Source organism: Pseudomonas sp. P116, from assembly GCF_020149425.1.
Classification (GTDB): Bacteria; Pseudomonadota; Gammaproteobacteria; order Pseudomonadales; family Pseudomonadaceae; genus Aquipseudomonas; species Aquipseudomonas anatoliensis.
Window position 1 is genome coordinate 602885 of sequence record NZ_JACVHB010000001.1, and the last position, 26150, is coordinate 629034.

The 26150-nt window shown below is 59.3% G+C and carries 23 protein-coding genes; 19 read left to right on the forward strand and 4 right to left on the reverse strand.

The window, feature by feature from the left end; translation table 11 throughout:
- Positions 1-45 precede the first annotated feature (45 nt).
- The 4 genes from ICA15_RS03030 (at position 46) to ICA15_RS03045 (ending at position 5118) form a co-directional block, all read left to right on the forward strand.
- Positions 46-1356 (forward strand): urate hydroxylase PuuD, encoded by a 1311-nt coding sequence (locus tag ICA15_RS03030; RefSeq protein WP_210553640.1) that lies wholly within the window; start codon positions 46-48, stop codon positions 1354-1356.
- Between the two features lie 298 nt (positions 1357-1654).
- Positions 1655-3013 carry a nucleobase:cation symporter-2 family protein gene (locus tag ICA15_RS03035; protein WP_210553641.1) on the forward strand — a complete coding sequence of 453 codons (1359 nt, stop codon included), beginning with the start codon at positions 1655-1657 and terminating at the stop codon, positions 3011-3013.
- 160 nt (positions 3014-3173) lie between these two features.
- Positions 3174-3959, forward strand: coding sequence for an outer membrane protein OmpK (locus ICA15_RS03040; RefSeq protein ID WP_150618539.1), 786 nt, complete (start codon positions 3174-3176; stop codon positions 3957-3959).
- Positions 3960-4332: 373 nt separating this feature from the next.
- On the forward strand, positions 4333-5118 hold the full coding sequence (locus ICA15_RS03045) for an outer membrane protein OmpK (RefSeq protein ID WP_150601278.1): 786 nt from the start codon (positions 4333-4335) through the stop codon (positions 5116-5118).
- 201 nt (positions 5119-5319) lie between these two features.
- Here the strand turns inward: ICA15_RS03045 and ICA15_RS03050 are convergent, their stop codons facing one another.
- Entirely contained in the window at positions 5320-6492 is a 1173-nt protein-coding gene (locus ICA15_RS03050; RefSeq protein WP_210553642.1) for a patatin-like phospholipase family protein, read from the reverse strand.
- A gap of 35 nt (positions 6493-6527) precedes the next feature.
- A complete protein-coding gene (locus ICA15_RS03055) occupies positions 6528-7460 on the reverse strand; it encodes a lipid A biosynthesis lauroyl acyltransferase (protein WP_042558420.1) in 933 nt (310 codons plus the stop codon).
- A 117-nt stretch (positions 7461-7577) separates the two neighbouring features.
- On the opposite strand from ICA15_RS03055, the gene minC reads away from it, so the two are divergent.
- From minC to ICA15_RS03095, 8 genes are all read left to right on the forward strand, one after another.
- Positions 7578-8315 carry a septum site-determining protein MinC gene (gene minC / locus ICA15_RS03060; RefSeq protein ID WP_150601275.1) on the forward strand — a complete coding sequence of 246 codons (738 nt, stop codon included), beginning with the start codon at positions 7578-7580 and terminating at the stop codon, positions 8313-8315.
- Between the two features lie 169 nt (positions 8316-8484).
- Positions 8485-9297 carry a septum site-determining protein MinD gene (gene minD / locus ICA15_RS03065; RefSeq protein WP_042558418.1) on the forward strand — a complete coding sequence of 271 codons (813 nt, stop codon included), beginning with the start codon at positions 8485-8487 and terminating at the stop codon, positions 9295-9297.
- Positions 9297-9551, forward strand: coding sequence for a cell division topological specificity factor MinE (minE, locus tag ICA15_RS03070; protein ID WP_003223146.1), 255 nt, complete (start codon positions 9297-9299; stop codon positions 9549-9551). The genes minD and minE overlap by 1 nt, the downstream gene beginning before the upstream one ends.
- 178 nt (positions 9552-9729) lie before the next feature.
- Entirely contained in the window at positions 9730-10365 is a 636-nt protein-coding gene (locus tag ICA15_RS03075; RefSeq protein WP_016982865.1) for an RluA family pseudouridine synthase, read from the forward strand.
- Between the two features lie 171 nt (positions 10366-10536).
- Positions 10537-11826 carry a M18 family aminopeptidase gene (locus ICA15_RS03080; protein WP_150601274.1) on the forward strand — a complete coding sequence of 430 codons (1290 nt, stop codon included), beginning with the start codon at positions 10537-10539 and terminating at the stop codon, positions 11824-11826.
- 183 nt (positions 11827-12009) lie between these two features.
- Complete coding sequence (locus ICA15_RS03085; RefSeq protein WP_191627743.1) at positions 12010-12186, forward strand: hypothetical protein; 177 nt, start codon at positions 12010-12012, stop codon at positions 12184-12186.
- Positions 12187-12263: 77 nt separating this feature from the next.
- The gene (locus tag ICA15_RS03090) at positions 12264-14417 is read left to right on the forward strand and encodes a mechanosensitive ion channel family protein (RefSeq protein WP_150618537.1); all 2154 of its coding nucleotides are present in this window, start codon (positions 12264-12266) and stop codon (positions 14415-14417) included.
- Positions 14418-14483: 66 nt separating this feature from the next.
- A complete protein-coding gene (locus ICA15_RS03095) occupies positions 14484-15818 on the forward strand; it encodes an amidohydrolase (protein WP_210553643.1) in 1335 nt (444 codons plus the stop codon).
- A gap of 567 nt (positions 15819-16385) precedes the next feature.
- Here ICA15_RS03095 and ICA15_RS03100 read toward each other — a convergent pair.
- Positions 16386-17099 (reverse strand): UTRA domain-containing protein, encoded by a 714-nt coding sequence (locus ICA15_RS03100; RefSeq protein ID WP_210553644.1) that lies wholly within the window; start codon positions 17097-17099, stop codon positions 16386-16388.
- Positions 17100-17449: 350 nt separating this feature from the next.
- On the opposite strand from ICA15_RS03100, the gene ICA15_RS03105 reads away from it, so the two are divergent.
- The 6 genes from ICA15_RS03105 (at position 17450) to ICA15_RS03130 (ending at position 22760) form a co-directional block, all read left to right on the forward strand.
- Positions 17450-18517, forward strand: a complete 1068-nt coding sequence (locus ICA15_RS03105; protein WP_150601271.1) for an ABC transporter substrate-binding protein — start codon at positions 17450-17452, stop codon at positions 18515-18517.
- A 133-nt stretch (positions 18518-18650) separates the two neighbouring features.
- Positions 18651-19457, forward strand: coding sequence for an alkaline phosphatase family protein (locus tag ICA15_RS03110; protein ID WP_210553645.1), 807 nt, complete (start codon positions 18651-18653; stop codon positions 19455-19457).
- A gap of 5 nt (positions 19458-19462) precedes the next feature.
- Entirely contained in the window at positions 19463-20299 is an 837-nt protein-coding gene (locus ICA15_RS03115) for an ABC transporter permease (RefSeq protein WP_162184598.1), read from the forward strand.
- Positions 20286-21086, forward strand: coding sequence for an ABC transporter permease (locus ICA15_RS03120; protein ID WP_150595597.1), 801 nt, complete (start codon positions 20286-20288; stop codon positions 21084-21086). The genes ICA15_RS03115 and ICA15_RS03120 overlap by 14 nt, the downstream gene beginning before the upstream one ends.
- Complete coding sequence (locus tag ICA15_RS03125; protein WP_150601267.1) at positions 21083-22072, forward strand: ABC transporter ATP-binding protein; 990 nt, start codon at positions 21083-21085, stop codon at positions 22070-22072. Before ICA15_RS03120 ends, ICA15_RS03125 begins: the two co-directional genes overlap by 4 nt.
- 34 nt (positions 22073-22106) lie before the next feature.
- A complete protein-coding gene (locus ICA15_RS03130) occupies positions 22107-22760 on the forward strand; it encodes an HAD family hydrolase (protein WP_210553646.1) in 654 nt (217 codons plus the stop codon).
- 97 nt (positions 22761-22857) lie between these two features.
- Here the strand turns inward: ICA15_RS03130 and ICA15_RS03135 are convergent, their stop codons facing one another.
- Entirely contained in the window at positions 22858-23820 is a 963-nt protein-coding gene (locus ICA15_RS03135; protein ID WP_210553647.1) for a zinc-binding dehydrogenase, read from the reverse strand.
- A gap of 138 nt (positions 23821-23958) precedes the next feature.
- Between ICA15_RS03135 and ICA15_RS03140 the strand changes: the two genes are divergently transcribed.
- Entirely contained in the window at positions 23959-26043 is a 2085-nt protein-coding gene (locus ICA15_RS03140; protein ID WP_191627742.1) for a carboxy terminal-processing peptidase, read from the forward strand.
- The last annotated feature ends 107 nt before the right edge of the window (positions 26044-26150 follow it).

A 26150-nucleotide genomic window follows, 5' to 3' on the forward strand; every position in this document is an offset into this window, starting at 1 on the left:
GGTCTGATCACTCGACAACAGAGTGACAGGCGAGAGGTAAAGACTGTGGAAGCACATCTGTTGGAATGGCTGAACCTGAGCGTGCGCTGGGTTCACATGATTACTGGCGTGGCCTGGATCGGCGCGTCGTTCTATTTCGTCTGGCTGGAGAACAACCTCAACCGCGTCAACCCGAAAACCGGTCTGGCCGGTGATCTGTGGGCGATCCACGGTGGCGGTATCTATCACCTGGAAAAATACAAACTGGCTCCCCCGACCATGCCGGATAACCTGCACTGGTTCAAATGGGAAGCCTACTTCACCTGGCTGTCGGGGATCGCGCTGCTTTGCGTAGTCTTCTACTACAACCCGACGCTGTACCTGCTGGCACCGGGCAGCAGCCTGACCGGCCCTGAAGGCGTTGCGCTGGGCATTGGCTCTCTGTTCGTCGGCTGGTTCGTCTACTCCTTCCTTTGCGACTCGGCCCTGGGTAAACGCCCTGCCCTGCTCGGCTTCATCCTGTTCGTGCTGATCATTGGCGCGGCGTATGGCTTCAGCAAGGTGTTCAGCGGTCGCGGTGCGTACCTGCACGTTGGCGCGATCATCGGCACCATCATGGTCGGTAACGTGTTCCGCATCATCATGCCGGCGCAACGTGCACTGGTCGCGGCGATTGCCGAGAACCGCACGCCGGATCCGGCGCTGCCCGCCAAAGGCTTGCTGCGTTCGCGTCACAACAACTACTTCACCCTGCCGGTGCTGTTCATCATGATCAGCAACCACTTCCCGAGCACGTATGGCAGCCAGTACAACTGGTTGATCCTGGCCGGGATCGCGGTGTTTGCGGTGTTGGTGCGTCACTACTTCAACACCCGTCACGACAGCCACAAGTTCGCCTGGACTTTGCCTGTTGCAGCCGTTGGCATGATCACTCTGGCGTACGTCACCGGCCCTGCGCCGATGTCCACCGCACCGGAAGTGGCGAAGGCGCCAGCGAAAATCGAGTACCAGCCATTGCCGGAAACTGCAGTGGGCGGTGGCTTGAAACCGGCTGAAGCGGCGCAACCTGCTGCACCTGCCGAACCTGCAGCACCAGCGCAAGCCTCCAACGCCGGCCCAGGCTTCGACAAAGTGCATAACGTGATTCAAGAGCGTTGCACGGTTTGTCACTCGGCCAAGCCGACCAGCCCGTTGTTCAGCGCAGCTCCGGCCGGTGTGATGCTCGACACTCCTGAGCAGATTCGCCAGAACGCGGCGCGGATCCAGGCGCAGGCCATCACCACGCAGATCATGCCACTGGGCAACATCACACAGATGACCCAGCAGGAACGTGACCTGATCGGTGCATGGATCGCCCAGGGAGCCCAGACCAACTAAGCCACACAAAAGCCTGCTTAACAGCAGGCTTTTGAGGTGAAGGGATTTACCTGTGCTTGAGGATTTACCTGTGGCGAGGGGATTTATCCCCGATCGGCGGCGCAGCCGTCGCAGAACCTGTCATTGCCATCTGCCTGATGTATTGCGATTGCAGGTTTTGGGGCTACTTCGTAGCCCATCGGGGATAAATCCCCTCGCCACAAAGTTCCTCTGACCACACATACGAATGATGCAAAGAAACAGCTGTGAGCCACCCGGCAGCTGTTAATCACAAGAATAAAAAGATCCGAGGTGTTGCATGTCCGAGCTGTCCAAAGCGCGCATCCCCGACGCACCCGCCATTCAGCGTTTGCCCCTTTTGCAACTGATCCTGGTCGGTTTGCAACATGTTCTGCTGATGTACGGTGGTGCCATCGCGGTGCCGCTGATCATTGGACAGGCCGCTGGCCTGAGTCGTGAAGAAATCGCCTTCCTGATCAACGCCGACCTGCTGGTCGCCGGTATTGCCACCATCGTGCAGTCGCTCGGTATCGGCCCGATGGGCATTCGCATGCCGGTGATGATGGGCGCCAGTTTTGCCGCTGTCGGCAGCATGGTCGCCATGGCGGGCATGCCCGGTATCGGTCTGCAAGGCATCTTCGGTGCAACAATCGCCGCCGGTTTCTTCGGCATGATCATCGCGCCGTTCATGTCCAAGGTCGTGCGATTCTTCCCGCCTCTGGTGACGGGCACCGTCATCACCTCGATCGGTTTGTCGCTGTTCCCCGTGGCCGTGAACTGGGCCGGTGGCGGTGCCGATGCGGCTCAATTCGGCTCACCTATTTATCTGGCCATTGCCGCACTGGTGCTGGCCACCATCCTGCTGGTCCACCGCTTCATGCGCGGGTTCTGGGTGAACATTTCCGTGCTGATCGGCATGTGTTTCGGTTACATCCTTTGCGGCGCGATTGGCATGGTCGACCTGAGCGGCATGGCCGCTGCGCCGTGGGTTCAGTTCGTCACTCCGCTGCATTTCGGCATGCCGAAGTTTGAACTGGCGCCGATCCTTTCGATGTGTCTGGTGGTGGTAATCATCTTCGTCGAGTCCACCGGGATGTTCCTCGCGCTGGGCAAAATCACCGGTCAGGAAGTCTGCCCGCGCATGTTGCGTCGCGGCTTGCTGTGCGATGCGGGCGCCTCGTTCTTCGCCGGATTCTTCAACACCTTCACCCACTCCTCCTTCGCGCAAAACATCGGCCTGGTGCAGATGACCGGCGTGCGCTGCCGTTCGGTCACCATCGTTGCCGGCGGCTTGCTGATCGTCTTGAGCCTGCTGCCCAAAGCCGCGTTCCTGGTGGCGTCGATTCCTCCAGCGGTACTCGGCGGTGCAGCGATTGCGATGTTCGGCATGGTTGCTGCGACCGGGATCAAGATTCTGCAAGAAGCCGACATCGGTGACCGTCGCAACCAGTTGCTGGTGGCGGTGAGCATCGGCATGGGCCTGATCCCGGTGGTGCGTCCGGAGTTTTTCGCACACCTGCCGATGTGGATGAGCCCGATCACCCACAGCGGCATCGCCATGGCAACGCTCAGCGCGCTGACGCTGAACCTGCTGTTCAACATTCTAGGCGGCGCCGAGCGCGCGGCGATCAACGACTGCAACGCGCACTCGCATTAACAGCAACACCGAAGAACCCCTGTAGCAGTGAGCCTGCTCGCGATCGCGGTATGACATTCAACACACCAGTTGACTGAAACAACGCCATCGCGAGCAGGCTCACTCCTACAGGGGTCAGACAACTCTGCGCCTTAAAAATAAAAACAAGAGGGAGCAACAGATGATTCGCACGCAATCGAGTTTGCTATTGAGCGGCGGCCTGCTCGCCGCATCCCAGGCCATGGCCGGCGATTTATTGCTCTGGCAGACCAACAGCCTCAGCTACCTGTACGGCAAGAATTTCGCGATCAACCCGTCGATCCAGCAAACGGTGACCTTCGAGCACGCCGACAAGTGGAAGTACGGCGACAACTTTCTGTTCGTCGACAAGATCTTCTACAACGGCAAAGAAGACGCGAACAAAGGCCCGCACGCGTTCTACGGTGAATTCACTCCGCGCTTCTCGTTCGGCAAGATCTTCGACCAGAAAATCGAGTTCGGCCCGATCAAGGATGTACTGCTGGCGATGACCTACGAATACGGCGAAGGTGAAAGCGAGGCCTACCTGATCGGCCCCGGCTTCGACCTCAAAGTGCCTGGCTTCAATTACGTCACCCTGAACATCTTCCGCCGCCAGACCGAAGGCCCACGCCCCGGCGATGGCGTCTGGCAGATCACGCCCGGCTGGTCCTACAGCATTCCGGTAGGCAATTCCGACCTGTTGATCGACGGTTATCTGGACTGGGTGGTCGACAACGATGAGAACTCGCGCGGCACCTACCACGCCAACCTGCACATCAATCCGCAGATCAAATATGACTTGGGCAAAGCCCTGGGCTGGAGTCAGAAGCAGCTGTATGTCGGCACCGAATACAGCTACTGGAAGAACAAATACGGCGTCGAAAACAGCCATAACTTCGACACCAATCAGAACACCGCCAGCCTGCTGGTGAAGGTGCACTTCTGAGATGGCCCGCAACCGTGCCCCATGCCTGTCGTCGGTGCTCTGTTGCGGGGCACTTGAGAGCTGGCCGAGGAGTCAGTATTCTCCGCGGCCTCTTGAATTCGGTCTAAAAAAAAGCCCGGATTTAATTCCTGACCGAAAAGCCAACTTATCCCGGCCCCGGCCAGTACCGAGGCATCCCGAAAACACGCTCAATCGACTGTTTTTCAGCAGCCGAAGGGCGTTTTTTTGCTTTTCGAAAAGCCTTGGCTCAGCTCTTGCTAACAGCAAACAAGCTGACCGATCGGATGACTTTTTGCAGCAACGAAAAAAGGCGCCACACCAGAGCGCCGATCAAAAAAAATAAACGTGGAACACCTACTTTGGGAGCAACCGAATGAAACGTATGTGCACCAGCCTGATGCTTGCGGGATCCTTGCTGGCCGGGGGGCAGGCCATGGCCGAAGGCCTCCTGCAATGGCAGGACAACAGCCTGACCTACCTTTATGGCAAGGACTTCCAGGTCAACCCGCGCATCCAGCAGACCGTCACCTTTGAACACGCTGACGGGTGGAAGTACGGGGACAACTTCTTCTTCCTCGACAAGATCTTCTACAACGGTGAAAAGGACTTCAACAACGGTCCGAACACCTACTACGGCGAGTTCCAGCCACGCATCTCGCTGGGCAAGGTTCTCGACCAGAAGATCGAGTTCGGCCCGATCAAAGACGTCCTGCTGGCGATGACTTACGAGTTCGGCGAGGGTGACACCGAGTCGTACCTGATTGGTCCGGGTTTCGACCTGGCCATCCCGGGCTTCGACTACTTCCAGCTGAACTTCTACCAGCGTCACACCGAAGGCTCGCGCGCCGGTGACAACGTCTGGCAGATCACGCCGGTCTGGTCCTACACCGTGCCGGTGGGCAATTCGAACATCCTGATCGACGGCTATATGGACTGGGTGACCGACAACGATTCCAACTCCAAAGGCGACTACCACGCCAACCTGCACTTCAACCCACAGGTCAAATACGACCTGGGCAAGGCGCTGAGTTATGGCGAGAAGCAGTTGTATGTCGGTATTGAGTACGACTACTGGAAAGACAAGTACGGCATCGACGACACCGGTGCGTTCAAGACCAATCAGAGCGTGACCAACTTCCTGGTGAAGTTCCACTTCTGATAAAGATCAAAAGATCGCAGGCTTCGCCAGCTCCTACAGGGGACCGCATTCCTCTGTAGGAGCTGCCGATGGCTGCGATCTTTTGCTTTAAAGCATCGCCAGCAGGCTGGCTCTCACAGGGATTTGTGTCGTTCATACAATTTGAATCTGACACAAAACCTGTGGTAGCTGGCTTGCCAGCGATTGGCCGCACCACCGATCTCAGGCCGGAACCATCACCTCGGATAGCCCGAGAAACCGGCACAACTCCTCACGCTTGGCCAACGCATCCCGCCGCCCCAGATCAATCAGCTCACTGCAATACCCCGCCTCGAACAGCAGATAACTCAACACCCCTGCCCCACTCGTCTTGGTCGCACCCGGCCCACGCAAGAACAAGCGCAACGCCGCCGGCAATTCCTGGCGATGCCGCGCCGCGATCTCATCGATCGGCTGACTTGGCGAAATCACCAGCACCTCCACCGGCGCCACGCCTAATGCGCGGGTCGGCGTGCCATCGGGCATCAGGTGACTGAACTGGTTCAAGCGCTCAAGCAACTCGATGTCGCTCTCCAGACTGTCAATGAACGTGCTGTTGAGCATGTGCCCGCCGATCTGCGCCAGCGTCGGCTGCTGACCGGTGTAGGTGCGTTCCAGCGGCTGCTGCGGATCAACCCCGCGCGGGTTGCCGCTGACGCCCACCACCAGCACGCGAGTCGCGCCCAAGTGCAGCGCCGGGCTGATCGGCGCCGATTGGCGTACCGCGCCGTCGCCGAAATACTCCTCGCCGATCTTCACCGGGGCGAACAGCAACGGAATCGCCGAACTGGCCAACAGATGCTCCACCGACAACTGCGTCGGCACGCCAATGCGTCGATGACGCAGCCACGCATCGATTACGCCACCGCCCTGATAGAACGTCACCGCCTGCCCCGATTCGTAGCCGAATGCGGTCACCGCCACGGCGCGCAATTGCTTTTGCGCGATGGATTCGGCGATGCCGGGCAGGTGCAGTTTTTCATTGAGCAGTTCACGCAGCGGCGAACTGTTGAGCAGCGCCACCGGCATCTGTCGACCGATGCCGAGCAAACTATGGCTGACAAACCGACTGGCCTGCCGGATCACGCCAGGCCAGTCACTGCGTAGCACACGATGGCTGCGAAAGCCCTGCCAGAACAGTGTGAGGCGCTCGATGGCGGCGCGAAAATCGGTGGCACCGCTGGCCAGGCTGACCGCGTTGATCGCCCCGGCCGACGTGCCGACGATCACTGGAAAGGGATTGTCCGCGCCCAATGGCAGCAACTCTGCAATCGCCGCCAACACCCCTACCTGATACGCCGCCCGAGCCCCGCCGCCGGAAAGAATCAAACCTGTGACCGGTTCAGCAGGGCTCATCGCAACACTCCATGGTGCTTAGGGGGATGGGTCAATCAACCGCGTTTGGCGTACAACTTCGGCTCGCCCGGCGGACGGCTCTTGAAGCGGCGATGCGCCCACAGGTATTGCTCGGGGCAGGCCCGCAGCGCGCTCTCGACCCACTGATTGATGCGGATGCAGTCGGCCTCTTCGGTCTCACCGGGGAAACCTTCCAGCGGCGGATGGATCACCATGCGGTAACCGCTGCCGTCGGCCAGACGCTCCTGAGTGAACGGCACCACCAACGCTTTGCCCAACCGTGCAAACTTGCTGGTCGCGGTCACAGTCGCCGCCTGAATGCCGAACAGCGGCACGAAGATGCTCTGCTTGGCGCCGTAATCCTGATCCGGCGCGTACCAGATCGCCCGGCCTGAGCGCAGCAACTTGAGCATGCCGCGCACGTCGTCGCGCTCCACCGCCAGCGAATCGAGATTGTGCCGCTCGCGCCCACGACGCTGAACAAAATCGAACAACGGATTCTTGTGTTCGCGGTACATGCCGTCGATGGTGTGTTGCTGGCCGAGCAGCGCCGCGCCGATTTCCAGAGTGGTGAAATGCGCCGCCATCAGAATCACGCCTTTACCTTCGCGCTGGGCCTGCTGCAAATGTTCAAGGCCTTCGATGTGCGCCAGTTTTGCAAGGCGCTCGCGGGACCACCACCAGCTCATCGCCATTTCAAAAAAGGCGATGCCGGTAGAGGCAAAGTTTTCCTTGAGCAGGCGTTTGCGCTCGGCGGCGGACTTTTCCGGGAAGCACAATTCCAGATTGCGTTTGGCGATGCGCCGCCGGTCGCCGGCCACGCGATACATCAACGCGCCCAAAACTCGACCGATGGTCAGCAGTGCCGGATACGGCAACTGCACGATCAGCCACAAAAGCCCCAGACCGCACCAGAGCGGCCAGAAGCGTGGAGCAAGAAATGCTTTTCGAAAACGCGGGCGATCCATTAAAGCTTCCGTAAATACAGTGGCCGCGCATTCTACATCGTTCGACCCGGCTTGCGGCTCGCGGGCGTTCTCGTTATAAGTCTCGGCACTTTTAGTGACAAGCCGTTGTATGCCGATATGAGCCAAATCCAATCGCCAGACCAAGATCCCGTGTTCCAGTTGAAGGGCAGCATGCTGGCCATTACCGTGCTGGAGTTGTCCCGCAACGACCTCGAAAGCCTTGATCGGCAACTGGCCGCCAAAGTCGCACAGGCGCCCAATTTTTTCAGCAATGCACCGCTGGTCCTGGCGCTGGACAAACTGCCGCCCGGCGAAGGCGCCGTCGATCTGCCGGGGCTGATGCGCGTGTGCCGTCAACATGGCCTGCGCACCTTGGCGATTCGCGCCAGCCGCATCGAAGACATCGCCGCCGCCATCGCCATCGACATCCCGGTGCTGCCGCCGTCCGGCGCCCGTGAGCGACCGCTGGAAGCCCCGGAACCCGAAGTCAAAAAGAAGCCGGAAAAACCGCCAGAGCCGACCATCAAACCGACCCGTGTCATCACTACGCCAGTGCGTGGTGGCCAACAGATATATGCCCAGGGTGGCGATCTGGTTGTGGTTTCGTCGGTCAGTCCGGGCGCGGAACTTCTCGCCGATGGCAACATCCATGTATACGGCCCGATGCGTGGCCGTGCGCTGGCCGGCGTGAAGGGCGACACCAAGGCACGGATTTTCTGTCAGCAATTGAGCGCTGAACTGATCTCCATCGCCGGTCATTACAAGGTTTCCGAAGATTTGCGTCGCGACCCCATGTGGGGCTCGGGCGTACAGGTCAGCCTGTCGGGCGACGTGTTGAACATCATTCGGCTTTAACGGATACTGCCGCATTTTCCAAGCATCTCTAAAACGTAGCGAAAACGGCTCAAACGAAGTAGGAAAAAGGCCAAAAGCCAAATTCCAGCCAAGGCTGTCCGACTGCAGTAGTTTTCAAGAGATGTTTTTCAGGGGCTAAACAGTCCTTCTTCCTTAGGGGTGAAACACCTTGGCCAAGATTCTCGTGGTTACATCCGGCAAGGGTGGTGTGGGTAAGACCACCACCAGCGCCGCTATCGGTACCGGCCTCGCTCTGCGCGGCCACAAAACAGTGATCGTCGACTTCGACGTGGGCTTGCGTAACCTTGACCTGATCATGGGTTGCGAGCGCCGCGTGGTGTATGACTTCGTCAACGTGGTCAACGGCGAAGCCAACCTGCAACAGGCCCTGATCAAAGACAAGCGCCTGGAAAACCTCTACGTACTGGCCGCCAGTCAGACCCGCGACAAAGACGCGCTGACCGTCGAAGGCGTGGAAAAAGTCCTGATGCAACTCAAGGCTGACTTTGACTTCGTGGTGTGCGACTCCCCGGCGGGCATCGAGAAAGGTGCACACCTGGCGATGTATTTCGCCGACGAAGCGATCATCGTGACCAACCCGGAAGTGTCCTCGGTACGTGACTCCGACCGCATGCTCGGCCTGTTGGCCAGCAAGTCGCGTCGTGCCGAACAAGGCGAAGAGCCGATCAAGGAACACCTGCTGCTGACCCGTTACAACCCGCAGCGTGTCAGTGATGGCGAAATGCTGGGTGTTGAAGACGTGAAGGAAATTCTGGCAGTGACCCTGCTGGGTGTCATCCCGGAATCCCAGGCTGTCCTGAAGGCTTCCAACTCGGGTGTCCCGGTTATTCTCGACGACCAGAGCGATGCCGGTCAGGCCTACAGCGATGCCGTTGATCGTCTGCTGGGCAAAGAAAAAGAACATCGTTTCCTCGATGTTACGAAGAAGGGATTCTTCGAGCGCCTGTTTGGAGGTAGGTAATGAACCTTTTTGACTTCTTTCGTGCCAACAAAAAGCCAAGTACCGCCTCGGTAGCGAAAGAGCGTCTACAGATCATCGTGGCGCATGAGCGCGGCCAGCGCAGCACGCCGGATTATTTGCCAGCCTTGCAAAAGGAACTGGTCGACGTGATCCGCAAGTACGTCAACATCGGTAACGACGACGTACATGTTGCACTGGAAAGCCAGGGCAGTTGCTCGATTCTGGAACTCAACATCACCCTGCCTGATCGTTAAGTCGATCCGGCAGTCGCCACGGCGGCTCGGACTGTTGATGCTCGTGTAGGACCTGCCGAAGGCTGCGATCTTTTGATCTTGTCGTTAAGAAGATCAAAAGATCGCAGCCTTCGGCAGGTCCTACAGGAGTTGTCAGTGGTTTTGAGCCGCCGTTGGCATTTGTTACGAGGCTGTTTTAATGCCGTTGTCCAACATCCACATCCTCCATCAGGACGCCGCCGTACTGGTGGTGAACAAGCCGACCCTGCTGCTCTCGGTTCCCGGCCGCGCCGACGACAACAAGGACTGCCTGATTACCCGTCTGCAGGAAAACGGCTACCCGGAAGCACGCATCGTGCACCGTCTGGACTGGGAAACCTCGGGGATCATTCTGCTCGCCCGTGACGCCGACACTCACCGCGAACTGTCGCGCCAGTTTCACGACCGCGAAACGGAAAAGGCCTACACCGCGTTGGCCTGGGGTCAGCCAGAACTGGACAGTGGCAGCATCGACTTGCCGCTGCGCTACGATCCGCCAACCAAGCCACGTCACGTGGTCGATCACGAATTCGGCAAACATGCGCTGACCTTCTGGCGTGTGCTGGAGCGTTGTGGCGACTGGTGTCGCGTCGAGCTGACGCCGATCACCGGCCGTTCGCACCAGTTGCGCGTGCACATGCTGTCGATCGGTCATCCGCTGCTCGGTGACGGTCTCTACGCACACGAGCAAGCGCTCGCCGCCTGGCCACGCCTGTGCCTGCACGCGAGCATGCTCAGCTTCACCCATCCGCAAACCGGCGAACGCCTGCGCTTCGAGTGCCCGGCCCCGTTCTGACAAACCCCATGTAGGAGCTGCCGCAGGCTGCGATCTTTTGATCTTGTGTTTCGTAAATCAAAAAAAAGATCAAAAGATCGCAGCCTGCGGCAGCTCCTACAGGGATCCACTTCAGATTCAATTCCCTGGTCAATGCGTTAAACTCCCGCCCATTGCTGTCTGGAGCTTCTTATGCGCGAAGAGCTGAACCAAGGCCTGATCGACTTCCTCAAGGCCTCCCCTACCCCGTTCCACGCTACCGCCAGCCTGGTGCAACGTCTGGAGGCTGCCGGTTTTGTGCGCCTCGACGAGCGCGAGCCTTGGACCACCGAGGCCAACGGCCGCTACTACGTCACCCGCAATGACTCCTCGATTGTCGCGATCAAAATGGGCCGCAACTCGCCGCTGCACGGTGGCATCCGTCTGGTTGGCGCGCACACCGACAGCCCGTGCCTGCGGGTCAAGCCGCAACCGGAACTGCAACGTCAGGGCTTCTGGCAACTGGGCGTTGAAGTCTACGGTGGTGCGCTGCTGGCGCCGTGGTTCGACCGCGACCTCTCGCTGGCCGGCCGCGTAACCTTCCGCCGCGACGGCAAAGTCGAAAGCCAGTTGATCGACTTCAAGGCGCCCATCGCGATCATCCCCAACCTGGCTATTCACCTGAACCGTGAAGCCAACATGGGCTGGGCGATCAATGCCCAGACCGAATTGCCGCCGATTCTTGCGCAGTTCGCCGGTGACGAGCGCGTCGATTTCCGTGCCGTGCTCACCGATCAACTGGCTCGCGAACACGGTCTGAACGCCGACGTCGTGCTTGATTACGAGCTGAGTTTCTACGACACGCAAAGTGCTGCAGTCATTGGCCTGAACGGTGACTTCATCGCCGGCGCGCGACTCGACAACCTGCTGTCGTGCTACGCCGGCCTGCAAGCCTTGCTCACTGCCGAAACCGACGAGACCTGCGTGCTGGTCGCCAACGACCACGAAGAAGTCGGCTCCTGCTCGGCCTGCGGTGCCGACGGCCCGATGCTCGAACAGACCCTGCGCCGTCTGCTGCCCGAAGGTGACGAGTTCGTCCGCACCATTCAGAAGTCCCTGCTTGTTTCGGCCGACAACGCCCACGGCGTGCACCCGAACTACGCCGAGAAGCACGACGCCAACCACGGCCCGAAACTCAACGCCGGCCCGGTGATCAAGGTCAACAGCAACCAGCGCTACGCCACCAACAGCGAAACCGCCGGGTTCTTCCGTCATCTGTGCATGGCCGAAGAAGTACCGGTGCAAAGCTTCGTGGTGCGCAGCGACATGGGCTGCGGCTCGACCATCGGCCCGATCACCGCCAGCCACCTGGGCGTGCGCACCGTCGACATCGGCCTGCCGACGTTCGCCATGCACTCGATCCGCGAACTGTGCGGCAGCCATGACCTGGCGCACCTGGTCAAAGTGCTGAGCGCGTTCTACGCCTGCCGCGAGTTGCCGTAATCCTGCGCGACGACCGTCCCCCCCTGTAGGAGCTGCCGAAGGCTCGGGCCGCGATCGGACGATCTTTTGATCTGGTTTTTAAAGATCAAAAGATCGCAGCCTGCGGCAGCTCCTACATAGATCAACACCGCGTGACCGAAAGCGGCCTAGACTTACATCATTCATTTCGACAAGGCAGTCACCATGATCTCGATGTCCTCTTTCCACGCCATGCTCATTCCCATCCTGTGCGGAATGATCCTGCTGGCCATCGGCTTCAACTTCCGCGACAAGAACGCGGGTGTGTTCGCGATGTGGATCGGCATGCTGACGATCCTCGCCACCGTGATTTACAAGATCCTCGCCAAACTCAACGAATAAACCCGTGCCCGGCTCGCAATGCTTTCGGCGGGCTCGTACACTTCAGCGAATCCGCCCCTTGCGAGGTTGACCGCCTAGTGTTTGCTCGTCTGTTTGCTCTGCCCTGTATTTTCCTCATCTGCCTGATGACGTTGCTGCCAGTGGCGCCTGCCCACGCGGTCGGTCTGCCGGGCCTGCTCAACACCAGCAAGGCGCAGCCCGAGGCCCAGGAACCGCTCGGCCAGTCCCTCGACGAAGTCATCAAGTCGCTGGAAAACGACAAGCAACGCGCACAGTTGCTGACCGACCTGAAGAAACTTCGCGACGCCACGAAAAAAGCCCAGGCCTCACCCGAACAAGGCGTGCTCGGCCTGATTGGCGGCACACTGACCAGTTTCGAGAAACAGTTTTCCGGCGCCGACAGCCCGGTGACGCGCTGGTCCAACGAGTTCGAACTGGCCAAGGATGAGTTCAAGGCGCTGATACTGCCGGCCAGTGAATGGCTGCCGATCATCTTTGCCTTCGCCATTATTCTGATGGTCTGGAGCCTGCTCGCCGCCGCGCTGATCTGGCTCGGTCATCGCGTACGCATGCGCTTCGGCCTCACCGAAGAACTGCCGCAACACCCCAAGGCCCTCGACATGTTGCGCTTCGCTTTGCGCAAACTCGGGCCGTGGCTGATCGCCCTGGTGATCACCGTTTACATGAGCTACGCGCTGCCATCGTCGCTGGGTAAAAGTCTGGCGATGCTCTTGGCCTATGCGCTGGTGGTCGGCACCTGCTTCTCGGCAATCTGCGTCATCGCTTTTTCCCTGCTCGACGGCCCGCACCGCCATCGCGCGTTGTACATCCTGCGCCACCAGGCGTTTCGGCCACTGTGGCTGATCGGCAGCTTCGCCGCATTCGGTGAAGCCCTGAGCGACCCGCGACTGATCGAAGGGCTCGGCGTGCATCTGGCGCACACCGCCGCGACGATCGCCAATGTCCTCGCTGCGCTGTCGACCGGGTTGTTCATCCTGCGTTTTCGCCGGCCGATTGCGCACCTGATTCGCAACCAGCCGTTGTCCCGTCGCCTGACCCGCCGCGCCCTCAGCGACACCATCGAAATCCTCGGCACCTTCTGGTACGTGCCGGCGCTGGTGCTGGTCGGCATCTCGCTGTTCGCCACTTTCGTCTCCGCCGGCGACACCAGCACCGCGCTGCGCCAGTCGCTGATCTGCACCGTGCTGTTGGTGTTGTGCATGGTGATAAACGGCCTCGTCCGCCGTCACTCACTCAAACCGCAACGCGGGCCGAAACGTCACGCGCTCTATTCCGAGCGCCTGAAAAACTTCTTCTATACCCTCGCGCACCTGTTCGTGTGGCTGGTATTCATCGAACTCGGCCTGCGCGTCTGGGGCCAGTCGCTGATCGGTTTCGCCGAAGGTGACGGCCATGACATCAGCGTCAAACTGTTCAGCCTGATCGGCACGCTGATTTTCTCCTGGCTGATCTGGATCCTCGCCGACACCGCCGTGCACCACGCCCTCACCCGCTCACGCAAAGGCCTGGCCAACGCACGCGCGCAAACCATGATGCCGCTGATCCGCAACGTGCTGTTCGTAACGATTTTCATCATTGCGCTGATCGTCGCCCTGGCGAACATGGGCATGAACGTCACGCCACTGCTGGCCGGTGCCGGTGTCATCGGTCTGGCCATCGGTTTCGGCGCGCAGTCACTGGTCGCGGACTTGATCACTGGCCTGTTCATCATCATCGAGGACTCACTGGCCATCGACGACTACGTCGACGTCGGCGGCCACCTCGGCACCGTCGAAGGCCTGACCATCCGCACCGTGCGTCTGCGTGACATCGACGGCATCGTCCACACCATCCCGTTCAGCGAAATCAAAAGCATCAAAAACTACTCGCGGGAATTCGGCTACGCGATCTTCCGCGTGGCAGTGCCCTACAACATGGAAATCGACGACGCGATCAAACTCATGCGCGACGTCGGCCAGAAAATGCGCACCGACCCCCTGCAACGTCGCAACATCTGGTCGCCACTGGAGATTCAAGGCGTGGAAAGTTTCGAGTCCGGCAGTGCGATCCTCCGCGCGCGGTTCAAGACTGCGCCGATCAAGCAGTGGGAAGTTTCGCGGGCGTTCAACTTGTCGCTCAAGCGGCACTTGGATGAGGCGGGGCTGGATCTGGCGACCCCACGCATGAGCGTACAAGTGATCACCGCTGGTGGTGGCCAGCCCAAGGAATAGCACTTCGCAGCGCCACTTGGGTCACAGGCAGGGAAGCCAGAAAAACAATAACCATGGAGAAGCCCGATGCAGCTGACACGTATTGCCCAAGCCGTTTTGCTCACTCTGTTCGCCAGCCACGCCAGTGCGGCGACGATGGAAAGCACCCGTGAACAGATCGCCGCACAGGCCAGACAGCTCGAACCCGAACTGCTGGAAACCCGCCGCGACATCCACGCCCACCCGGAACTGGGCAACACGGAAAAACGCACCTCGGAACTGGTCGCCAAACAACTGAAAGCCCTGGGCCTGGAAGTCAAAACCGGCGTCGCCCGCACCGGCGTAGTCGCCATCCTCAAGGGTGGCCTGCCCGGCCCGACCGTCGCTCTTCGCGCCGACATGGACGCCCTGCCAGTCAAGGAAGTCGCCGACCTGCCGTTCGCCTCCAAAGCAAAAGGCACCTACCTCGGCAAAGAAGTCGACGTCATGCACGCCTGCGGCCACGACGCCCACACCGCAATCCTGCTAAGCACAGCGAAAATTCTCACAGCCATGCGCGACACCCTGCCCGGCACCGTGGTGTTCTACTTCCAACCGGCCGAAGAAGGCCCAAGCGACTTCATTCCCGACGGTAAAAACACCTGGGGCGCGAAAATGATGGTCGAGGAAGGCGTGATGAAATCGCCGAAACCCGATGCCGTCTTCGGTCTGCACGTCTGGGCCGGCATCCCCGCCGGCAAGATCGCCTACCGCCCCGGCGCCACCCTCGCCAGCTCCGACGACCTGCGTATCAAAATCCTCGGCAAACAAACCCACGCCGGCCGCCCATGGGACGGCATCGACCCTATCACCGTCGGTGCACAAACCATCGTCGGCCTGCAAACCGTGGTCAGCCGCCGCACCGATATTTCGTCTTATCCGTCGGTAGTCAGCATCGGCACCATCAATGGCGGCACGCGCTACAACATCATCCCCGAATCGGTCGACATGACCGGCACCATCCGCTCGTACGACTACGGCATCCGCCAAAAGCTGCACGCAGACGTACGCCAGACCGTCGAGAAAATTGCCGAGAGCGGTGGCGCGAAAGCCGACGTCACCATCATCGAAAAATACGACCCGACCATTAACAACCCGGCACTGACGGAGAAGATGCTGCCGACACTGAAATGGGCGGCCAAGGATGATGTGGTGAATGCACCGCTGGTGGGGGGCGCGGAAGACTTCTCGTTCTTTGCCAAGGAAGCGCCGGGGCTGTTTGTGTTTCTCGGCGTGACGCCAAGGGATCAAGACATGAGCAAGGCTGCGCCGAATCACAATCCGGGGTTCTTTGTCGATGAGTCGGCGTTGGTGGTCGGGGTGAGGACACTGGCCTCGTTGGCGACGGATTATTTGTATGCCAATGCGGGAGCGGGCAAATAAGCTTGATGTGAATGTGGGGGCGCTTTCGCGAGCAGGCTCACTCCTACAATTGGATTGAGTACATCCGGAAGCAACAGGTCGGCTGTCAGGCCGCCATCGCTGGCAAGCCAGCTCCCACAATTGAAATGTGTGCAGGCGGCTAGAAACTGGTCGGCTGTCAGGCCGCCATCGCTGGCAAGCCAGCTCCCACAAGAAAATGAGTACACCCCGCTCGCGGCGCATGCCGCCCCACTCAACACAATGAGCGCAAGCTCGAGTACCGCTTTTGATCTTGATCCACGGGCGACGTCGGAAGGCTGAGTGGAGGGATTGATCCGGGGGTGGGAGCGCAGCGACCGTTCGACGAAGTCGAACACATCGAGAGGAGGTGCAGCGAAGCAAACCGTAGGCGATGCCCCCCGGATCAATCCCGGAGCGAAGGAACCCCGAGCCCCAGCGAGCGGGCCGCACGCAGGAGCAAGCCTTTTTGGTTACTTTTTCGGCGTCTGGAAAAAGTGACCCGCCGTAAGGGCGGAACCCTAATCAGCACCACCCGAAGCACCAGATATTCACTCAAACCCAAAGCGCTCAAACAACATCAACCCCAACATGAATCGCATCATGCCGCCAAAACTCCAGATCACAATCAATCAACCGCTCATGCTGATCGTAATTGACCCGAGCAATCCGCAACCCCGGACTCCCCACCGAAACCCGTAAAGCCGCCGCCGCATCCACCGACAACGACGTAGGCACGATCTCGAACCGCACCCGCCCATAGTGCAAATCGTAATGCCGCGCATACAACTCGGTAATCGACTGATTCAAATCAAACTCCAGAATCCCCGGAAAAAACTGCGGATTCAAATAATGCTCAACATAAAGCACCAGCCGCCCATCAATCCGCCGCGACCGACAAATCTGAATCACACTCGACAACGCCGGCAGTTGCAACCACGCACACACCGCCGCCGAAGCCGGTTGCAATCGGGCCGAAATAACCTCGGTTGAAGGTACCCGCCCCTGCGCACTGACCATCGCGTGGAAGTGGCTGCGCTGCATCAGGTTGTACGCCAGACGCGGCGGCGAAACGAACCAGCCCCGCCGCTTCTCACGATAAATCTGGCCCTGCGCCTCCAATTGCAATAACGCCTCACGCACAGTAATCCGCGTCGTGCCAAACAACTCACTGAGCTTGCGCTCGGCCGGCAACTTGCTGCCGGGCGCCAAAAGTCCGTGGTCGAGTTGCTCCTGCAACACCTGGCCAATCGCTGTCACCGCTTTTGTTGCCTCATCGCGCATCAACGTTACCTATCTGGACTAGACCAGCACTGTTTCGGGGCAAGACTGCACGACGATCACGCCGTTTCCATGTGCTGCAAGCCTAGGCAGTGCAGATGACCGAGAGATGACAAAACTGCTCAACGGTCGCACTCACGACTTGCAATACATCGGCCAAATCCCTGCCCTCCGGGGCTTTGGGCATGGTCTACGCTTATCGAGCAGCCGCCAAAACCGGGCAAATAAAAGGCCTGACGCAAGGCCACCGACATCAAAGTGTCATCCAGTCCCCTTAAATTGGCTCAGGTATTGCTGACCTAGACCAACACAAACCGCAATCGCAGCGTTGAACACGACCAAGGAGCTTCGGAATGAAACAGCTTTTCCTGGCAACACTGTTAGGCTCGACCATTGCTATGTGCACCGCCGCCATGGCAGCCGACACCGATCTGAAAACCCTCGAAGCCGCTGCGAAAGCGGAAGGCGCCGTCAACAGCGTCGGCATGCCCGATGACTGGGCCAACTGGAAAGGCACCTGGGCAGACCTTGCCAAGAATTACGGCCTGAAACACATCGACACCGACATGAGCTCGGCCCAGGAAATCGCCAAGTTCGCCGCAGAAAAAGACAACGCCAGCGCTGACATCGGCGACGTCGGTGCGGCCTTCGGCCCGATCGCGGTCAAGCAAGGCGTGGTGCAACCCTACAAGCCAAGCACCTGGGATCAAATCCCGGACTGGGCCAAGGACAAGGACGGCAACTGGGCCCTGGCCTATACCGGCACCATCGCTTTCATCGTCAACAAGAAGCTGCTGCACGGTTCCGAAGTGCCAACCAAATGGGCTGACCTCAAGGGCGGCAAATACAAGGTTTCCATCGGTGACGTGAGCACCGCCGCACAAGCCGCCAACGGCGTTCTCGCCGCTGCACTGGCCAACGGTGGCGACGAGAAAAACATCCAGCCTGCCCTGCTGCTGTTCGCAGACATCGCCAAGCAAGGTCGTCTGTCGATGGCCAACCCGACCATCGCCACCATGGAAAAAGGCGAGATCGAAGTCGGCGTGGTCTGGGACTTCAACGGCCTAAGCTACAAAGCCAAGATGGCCAACCCGGATGACTACGTGGTGCTGATCCCGTCCGACGGTTCGGTGATTTCCGGCTACACCACCATCATCAACAAGTACGCGAAAAACCCCAACGCCGCCAAGCTGACCCGCGAATACATCTTCAGCGACGCCGGCCAGACCAACCTCGCCCGCGGCAATGCGCGTCCGATCCGTGCCGAACACCTGCAACTGCCGGAAGACGTGAAGGCCAAACTGCTGCCGAACGAGCAGTACAAAAAGGTCACCCCGATCAAGGACGCCGATGCCTGGGAAAAGACCTCGAAAGCCCTGCCACAGAAGTGGAACGAAGAAGTCATCGTAGAGATGAAGTAATCCTTCATCTGTAGGAGCTGCCGCAGGCTGCGATCTTTTGATTTGGCTTTTAAAGGGCAAGATCAAAAGATCGCAGCCTGCGACAGCTCCTACATCAATCGGTTCAAGTTTGGTTTTCGGAGTCAACGCCCCTATGAAGCACAACGTCATCCTTGTCGTGCTCGACGGCCTCAGCCATGAAGTCGCGCGCCACGCCATGGGGCATCTGCAGGCTTACGTTGGCGCAGGACGCGCCGCGCTCTATCAGTTGGAGTGCGAGTTGCCGGCCCTGTCCCGACCGCTTTATGAATGCATTCTTACCGGCGTGCCGCCCATCGACAGCGGCATCGTCCACAACAACGTCTCGCGTCTGTCCAATCAGCGCAGCATCTATCACTACGCCCGCGACGCCGGCCTGAAAACTGCCGCAGCGGCTTATCACTGGGTCAGTGAGCTGTACAACCGCTCGCCATTTGTGGCCGCACGCGACCGTCACACCGACGATCCATCGCTGCCGATCCAGCACGGGCATTTCTACTGGAACGATCACTACCCGGATTCGCACCTGTTCGCCGACGCGGAAAACCTGCGCCTGCGCCACGCGCCGAACTTCCTGCTGATCCACCCGATGAACATCGACGACGCCGGGCACAAGCACGGCCTCGACAGCTCGCAGTACCGCAACAGCGCGCGCTCGGCCGACATCATCCTCGCCGACTATTTGCAGGGCTGGCTCGACGCGGGTTACCAGGTGCTGGTGACCGCCGACCATGGCATGAACAACGACCGCTCGCACAACGGCCTGCTGCCGGAAGAACGCCAAGTGCCGCTGTTCGTCCTCGGTGACGCCTTCAGCCTCAACGCAGACGCCGCCCCCAAGCAGACCGAAATCTGCGGCACGGTCTGCGAACTGCTCGGCGTGCCCCACGACAAACCCGTGTGCCGGGAGCTGCTCAAGTGAACTCAATGACTCGCGGCAAATGGCTGGCAGCCCTGTGCCTGGTGCCCTTCGCTTTATTCTTTATCGTCTTCGAAATTGCCCCGCTGATCTGGGTGATGATCAACAGCCTGCAATCGGAAGAGTTCGGTTGGGGCGTTGAAAACTTCACGAAAATCTTCAGTTCAAAATTCTATTTGCAGGCGATCCAGTACAGCCTCGAGATCAGTTTCTGGTCGAGCGTATTCGGCATCATCATTGCGGTACTGGGTGCGTATTCCCTACGCCGGGTTGACTCGAAACTGCGCAACTTTGTGAATGCCTTCGCCAACATGACCAGCAACTTTGCGGGTGTGCCGCTGGCTTTCGCTTTCATCATCCTGCTCGGTTTCAACGGCAGCATCACGATCATGCTTAAACAGGCCGGGATCATCGAGGACTTCAACCTGTACTCGAAAACCGGGCTGATCATCCTTTATACCTACTTCCAGATTCCCCTCGGCGTGCTGCTGCTCTACCCGGCCTTCGACGCCTTGCGCGAAGACTGGCGCGAGTCAGCCGCACTGCTCGGCGCCAACGGCTGGCAGTTCTGGCGACACATCGGCCTGCCGGTGCTGACCCCGGCACTGCTCGGTACTTTCGTGATCCTGCTGGCCAACGCCCTCGGCGCTTATGCCACGGTGTATGCGCTGACGACGGGTAACTTCAACGTGCTGCCGATCCGCATTGCCGCGATGGTGTCCGGCGATATTTCGCTCGATCCGAATCTGGCCAGTGCGCTGGCCGTGGTGCTGGTCGCGCTGATGACCATCGTCACCGTCGTGCATCAACTGCTGTTGAAGAGGAGCTACCATGTCTCGCGTTGAATCCGGCCCGGTCGGCGTCTACCACCGCGTCGTGGTCTACCTGCTGTTCGCCATCCTCTTGCTGCCGCTGGTGGGCACGCTGATCTACTCGATTGCCAGCAGTTGGTCAGCGACCATTCTGCCCAGCGGTTTTACCTTCAAGTGGTACCTCCAGTTGTGGAGCGACCCGCGCTTCCTCCACGCCTTCGGCCAGTCGCTACTGGTGTGTGTCGGCGCGCTGGTGCTGTCGGTGGTGTTGATCCTGCCGCTGTTGTTCGTGGTGCATTACCACTTCCCGAAACTCGATGCGCTGATGAACATCCTCATCCTGCTGCCGTTTGCGGTACCGCCAGTGGTGTCGTCGGTGGGCCTGTTGCAACTCTACGGTTCCGGGCCGATGGCGATGGTGGGCACGCCGTGGATTCTGATCGGTTGCTACTTCACCGTGGCGCTGCCGTTCATGTACCGGGCGATTACCAACAACCTGCAAGCGATCAACCTGCGCGACCTGATGGACGCTGCACAACTGCTCGGTGCCAGCACCTTTCAGGCGGCGATTCTGGTGGTACTGCCGAACCTGCGCAAAGGCCTGATGGTGGCGTTGCTGCTGTCGTTCTCGTTCCTGTTCGGTGAGTTCGTGTTTGCCAACATCCTCGTCGGCACCCGCTACGAAACCCTGCAGGTCTATCTGAACAACATGCGCAACAGCAGCGGTCACTTCACCAGTGCGCTGGTTATCTCCTACTTCTTATTCGTGCTGGTCCTGACCTGGATCGCCAACATCTTGAACAAGGACAAAAGCGAATGAGCTATGTCAGCGTCCAACATCTGCAGAAAAGTTATGCGGGCACTACCGTATTCAGCGATATCGACTGCGAAATCAACAAGGGTGAATTCGTCACCCTGCTCGGCCCCTCCGGTTGCGGTAAATCCACCCTGCTGCGCTGCATCGCCGGCCTGACATCGGTGGATGGCGGCAAGATATTGCTTGATGGCGTCGATATCGTGCCGCTCAGTCCGCAGAAGCGTGGCATCGGCATGGTGTTCCAGAGCTATGCGCTGTTCCCCAACATGACCGTGGAGCAGAACGTCGCGTTCGGCCTGCGCATGCAAAAGGTCAACGCCGACGACAGCCACAAACGGGTTGCCGAGGTGTTGAAACTTGTTGAACTGAACGACTTCGCCGGCCGTTATCCGCATCAACTGTCCGGTGGCCAATGCCAGCGCGTTGCCTTGGCCCGCTCGCTGGTGACTCGCCCGCGACTGTTGTTGCTGGATGAACCACTGTCGGCGCTTGATGCGCGAATTCGCAAACACCTGCGCGAGCAGATTCGTCAGATCCAGCGCGAACTTGGCCTGACCACAATCTTCGTCACACACGATCAGGAAGAAGCGCTGACCATGTCTGACCGGATTTTCCTCATGAATCAGGGAAAAATCGTACAAAGTGGCGATGCTGAAACCCTGTATACGGCGCCAGTCGATGTGTTCGCTGCTGGCTTCATCGGTAACTACAACCTGCTCGACGCCGATGAAGCATCGAAGCTGTTGCAGCGCCCGATCAATCACCGCATCGCCATTCGCCCGGAGGCCATCGAGTTGAGCCTCAACGGCGAGCTCGACGCGCAGATACGCAGCCACAGCCTGCTTGGCAACGTCATCCGTTATCGCGTCGAAGCGCGCGGCGTGGAACTGGTAGTGGATGTGCTCAATCGCTCGGCCGCCGATCTGCATCCCGACGGTCAGCGTCTGGCGCTTTCCATCGATCCGACGGCCCTGTGTGAGGTAGCCTGATGACTTTGCTGACGTTGAAGAGAGAATCGCACTGATGGCCCTGGCAATTTTTGATCTGGACGAAACCCTGATTCACGGCGACTGCGCCACCCTCTGGAGCGAGCAGATGGGACGCTTGGGGTGGGTCGACCCCGAGTCGTTCATGCGCAAGAACAACGAGCTGATGGATGCCTACAGCCATGGCAAATTGCGCATGGAAGATTACATGGAGTTCAGCCTCGAGCCGTTGATCGGCCGCACGCCGGAAGAGGTCGAGCACCTGGTCGGCCCGTGGGTGGAAGACTTCATCGAGCCGATCATCTTCAGCGACGCGACCAAAACCATCGCCGCCCACCGCAAGGCCGGCGACCGGATTCTGGTGATCTCGGCATCGGGCACGCACTTGGTCAGGCCGATTGCCGATCGATTGGGCATCGACGAAATTCTCGGCATCGAACTGGAAGTCGCGCACGGCGTGTACAGCGGTAACACCGTCGGGACCCTGACCTACCGCGAAGGCAAGATCACCCGTTTGCTGGAATGGCTGGATGCCGAAGAAGAAAATCTGGAGGGCGCGAGTTTCTATTCCGACTCACGCAATGACCTGCCGTTGTTACTGAAGGTGGATTTCCCGCACGTGGTCAACCCGGATCCAGTGTTGCTTGAGCATGCCGAAAAGGCCGGCTGGCCAATCCACATCTGGAAGTAAAAAACAAAAGATCGCAGCCTTCGGCAGCTCCTACAGGGCGTTCACTTTGCCAATGTAGGAGCTGCCGAAGGCTGCGATCTTTTGATCTTGCCGTTCTTCAGCTAAGGCTGTCGTCAATCACCAACACCAGTTTCCCCGAAACGGTATTGCTCGCCAGCTCCGCAAACGCCGCCTCCGCATCTTTCACCGGAAAAGCCTTTGCCAATTGCGGTTTCAACCGTCCTTCGGCAAACAACGGCCACACATGCTGGCCTAGGTCACTCAGCAAATCCGCCTTGAACTGATCGTTACGACTGCGCAACGTCGAGCCGAGCAGTTGCACGCGCTTGGCCAACACCTGCGCCAGATCCAGCTTGGCCTCGCGGCCGCCCATCAGACCGATCAACACCCAGCGTCCATCCAGCGCCATCAGCTTGAGATTCAGCGCCGAATAATTGCCACCGACCGGATCGAGAATGACGTCGAACGGGCCAAAGTCGCGCAAGCTTTCCAGATCATCCGTGCGCACTACCCCGCCCTGCGCCCCCAGACTTTCACAGTAGGCCAATCGCTCGGCCGAACCGACGCTGACCCAGCACGGATTGCCGAACGCCTTGCACAGCTGAATGGCGGCTGAACCGATTCCACTCGCTCCGGCGTGCAAGAGAACTTTCTCACCCGGTTTGAGCGCCGCAAGTTGAAACACATTCAGCCAGACTGTTGCGTAAACCTCAGGCAATGCCGCCGCTTCGATCAGCGAAACACCTTCCGGAACCGGCAGCACATGCCGCCCGTCGACCACCACCTCTTCGGCCATCCCGCCCCCGGCCAGCAAGGCGCAGACCCTGTCGCCTACCTGCCAGGACGAACCTGCGCCGACCTCGCTGATCACCCCCGAGCACTCAAGACCGAGTACTTGGCTGGCACCTGGCGGTGGTGGATAAAGCCCTGCCTTCTGTAATAAATCGGCTCGATTGAGGCCCGCTGCCGCCACACGAATGCGAACTTGTCCTACATCACATGTAGGACTCGGCTCTTCAACCCATGCCACTTGACCTTCCACGCCTTGCAATGCCTTCACAGTGCCTCCATAGTGAGTCTGGACTGAGCCCGAAGCTGTAGCGCCGGGCTTTTTGCATTATGCGACCGGCTCTTGTAGAACCGGCGACTTCAAAGACGGCCTAATATGCGTTATCAATTGTCCCCGCGTCGAATCAGCATGAAGCATTTGCTCCCCAGCACCGCCCTAGCACTTTTCATCGGTATCGGCCTGTTGCCGGTGTCGGGCAATACATTCGCAGCCAACAGCTGGGACAAGTTACAGCCTGATCGCGACGAAGTGATCGCCAGCCTGAACGTCGTCGAGTTGCTCAAGCGTCACCACTACAGCAAGCCGCCGCTCGACGATGCACGCTCGGTGATCATCTACGACAGCTACCTCAAGCTGCTGGATCCGTCGCGCAGCTACTTCATGGCCAGCGACATCGCCGAATTCGACAAGTGGAAGACCCAGTTCGACGACTTCCTCAAAAGCGGCGACCTCAACGCCGGGTTCACCATCTACAAGCGCTATCTGGATCGCGTCAAATCGCGTCTGGACTTCGCCCTTGCCGAGCTGAACAAAGGCGTCGACAAGATGGACTTCAACACCAAGGAAACCTTGCTGATTGATCGCAAGGACGCACCTTGGCTCAAATCCACCGCCGAACTCGACGACCTGTGGCGCAAACGCGTCAAGGACGAAGTCCTGCGGATGAAGATCGCCGGCAAAGAGCCCAAGCAGATCCAGGAAACCCTGACCAAGCGCTACAAGAATCAATTGTCGCGTCTGGACCAGACCCGTCCGGAAGACATCTTCCAGGCTTACATCAACACCTTCGCCATGTCCTACGATCCGCACACCAACTATCTGTCGCCGGATAACGCGGAGAACTTCGACATCAACATGAGCCTGTCCCTCGAAGGCATCGGCGCCGTGTTGCAGAGCGACAACGATCAGGTGAAAGTCGTGCGTCTGGTGCCAGCAGGCCCGGCCGACAAGACCAAAATGGTGGCTCCGGCCGACAAGATCATCGGTGTTGCCCAAGGCAACAAAGAGATGGTCGACGTGGTCGGCTGGCGTCTGGACGAAGTGGTCAAGCTGATCCGCGGTCCGAAAGGCACCGTGGTGCGCCTGGAAGTGATTCCGGCCAGCAATGCACCGAACGACCAGACCACCAAGATCGTGCCGATTACCCGTGAAGCGGTGAAGCTCGAAGATCAGGCCGTGAAAAAATCCGTGCTGAACCTGAAACAGGACGGCAAGGATTACAAACTCGGCGTGATCGAGATTCCAGCCTTCTACCTCGACTTCAAGGCGTTCCGTGCCGGTGATCCGGATTACAAGAGCACCACCCGTGACGTCAAGAAACTGCTGACCGAACTGCAGAAAGACAAAGTCGACGGCGTGGTTATCGACCTGCGCAACAACGGCGGCGGTTCCCTGCAGGAAGCCACCGAGCTGACCAGCCTGTTTATCGACAAGGGCCCGACCGTCCTCGTACGTAATGCTGATGGCCGCGTCGACGTGCTGGAAGATGAAAACCCGGGCGCGTTCTACAAAGGTCCGATGGCACTGTTGGTCAACCGCCTGTCCGCCTCGGCTTCGGAGATCTTCGCCGGCGCCATGCAGGACTACCACCGTGCACTGATCATCGGCGGCCAGACCTTCGGTAAAGGCACCGTGCAGACCATTCAGCCGCTGAACCATGGCGAACTGAAACTGACCCTAGCCAAGTTCTACCGGGTTTCCGGTCAGAGCACCCAGCATCAGGGCGTCCTGCCGGACATCGACTACCCGTCGCTGATCGACACCAAGGAAATCGGCGAGAGCGCCCTGCCGGAAGCCATGCCGTGGGATACCATCCGCGCGGCGATCAAACCGGCAGCCGATCCGTTCAAACCGTACCTGGCACAGCTCAAGTCCGAACATGACACGCGCACCGCCAAGGATGCCGAGTTCGTGTTCATCCGTGACAAGCTGGCCCTGGCGCAGAAACTGATGCTGGAAAAAACCGTCAGCCTCAACGAAGCCGACCGCCGTGCCCAGCATGCCGACATCGATGCCAAGCAACTGGTGATGGAGAACATCCGTCGCAAGGCCAAGGGCGAAGAGCCGCTCAAAGAGCTGAAGAAAGAAGACGAGGATGCTCTCGCCGCAGCCGAGCCGGACAAGGTCAAACCAGAAGACGACGCTTACCTGAGCGAAACCGGGCGCGTGCTGCTGGACTACCTGAAGCTGAGCAACCAGGTCGCGAAGAAGTAAGGTGATGGCGATTTAATGCTGACGATCCCCGGATCGTCATCAAACAGTCATCATTCTGTCGTGCAATAAAGGACTGGGAGCCACTCTCTTCATCGAGAGCGCTCCCA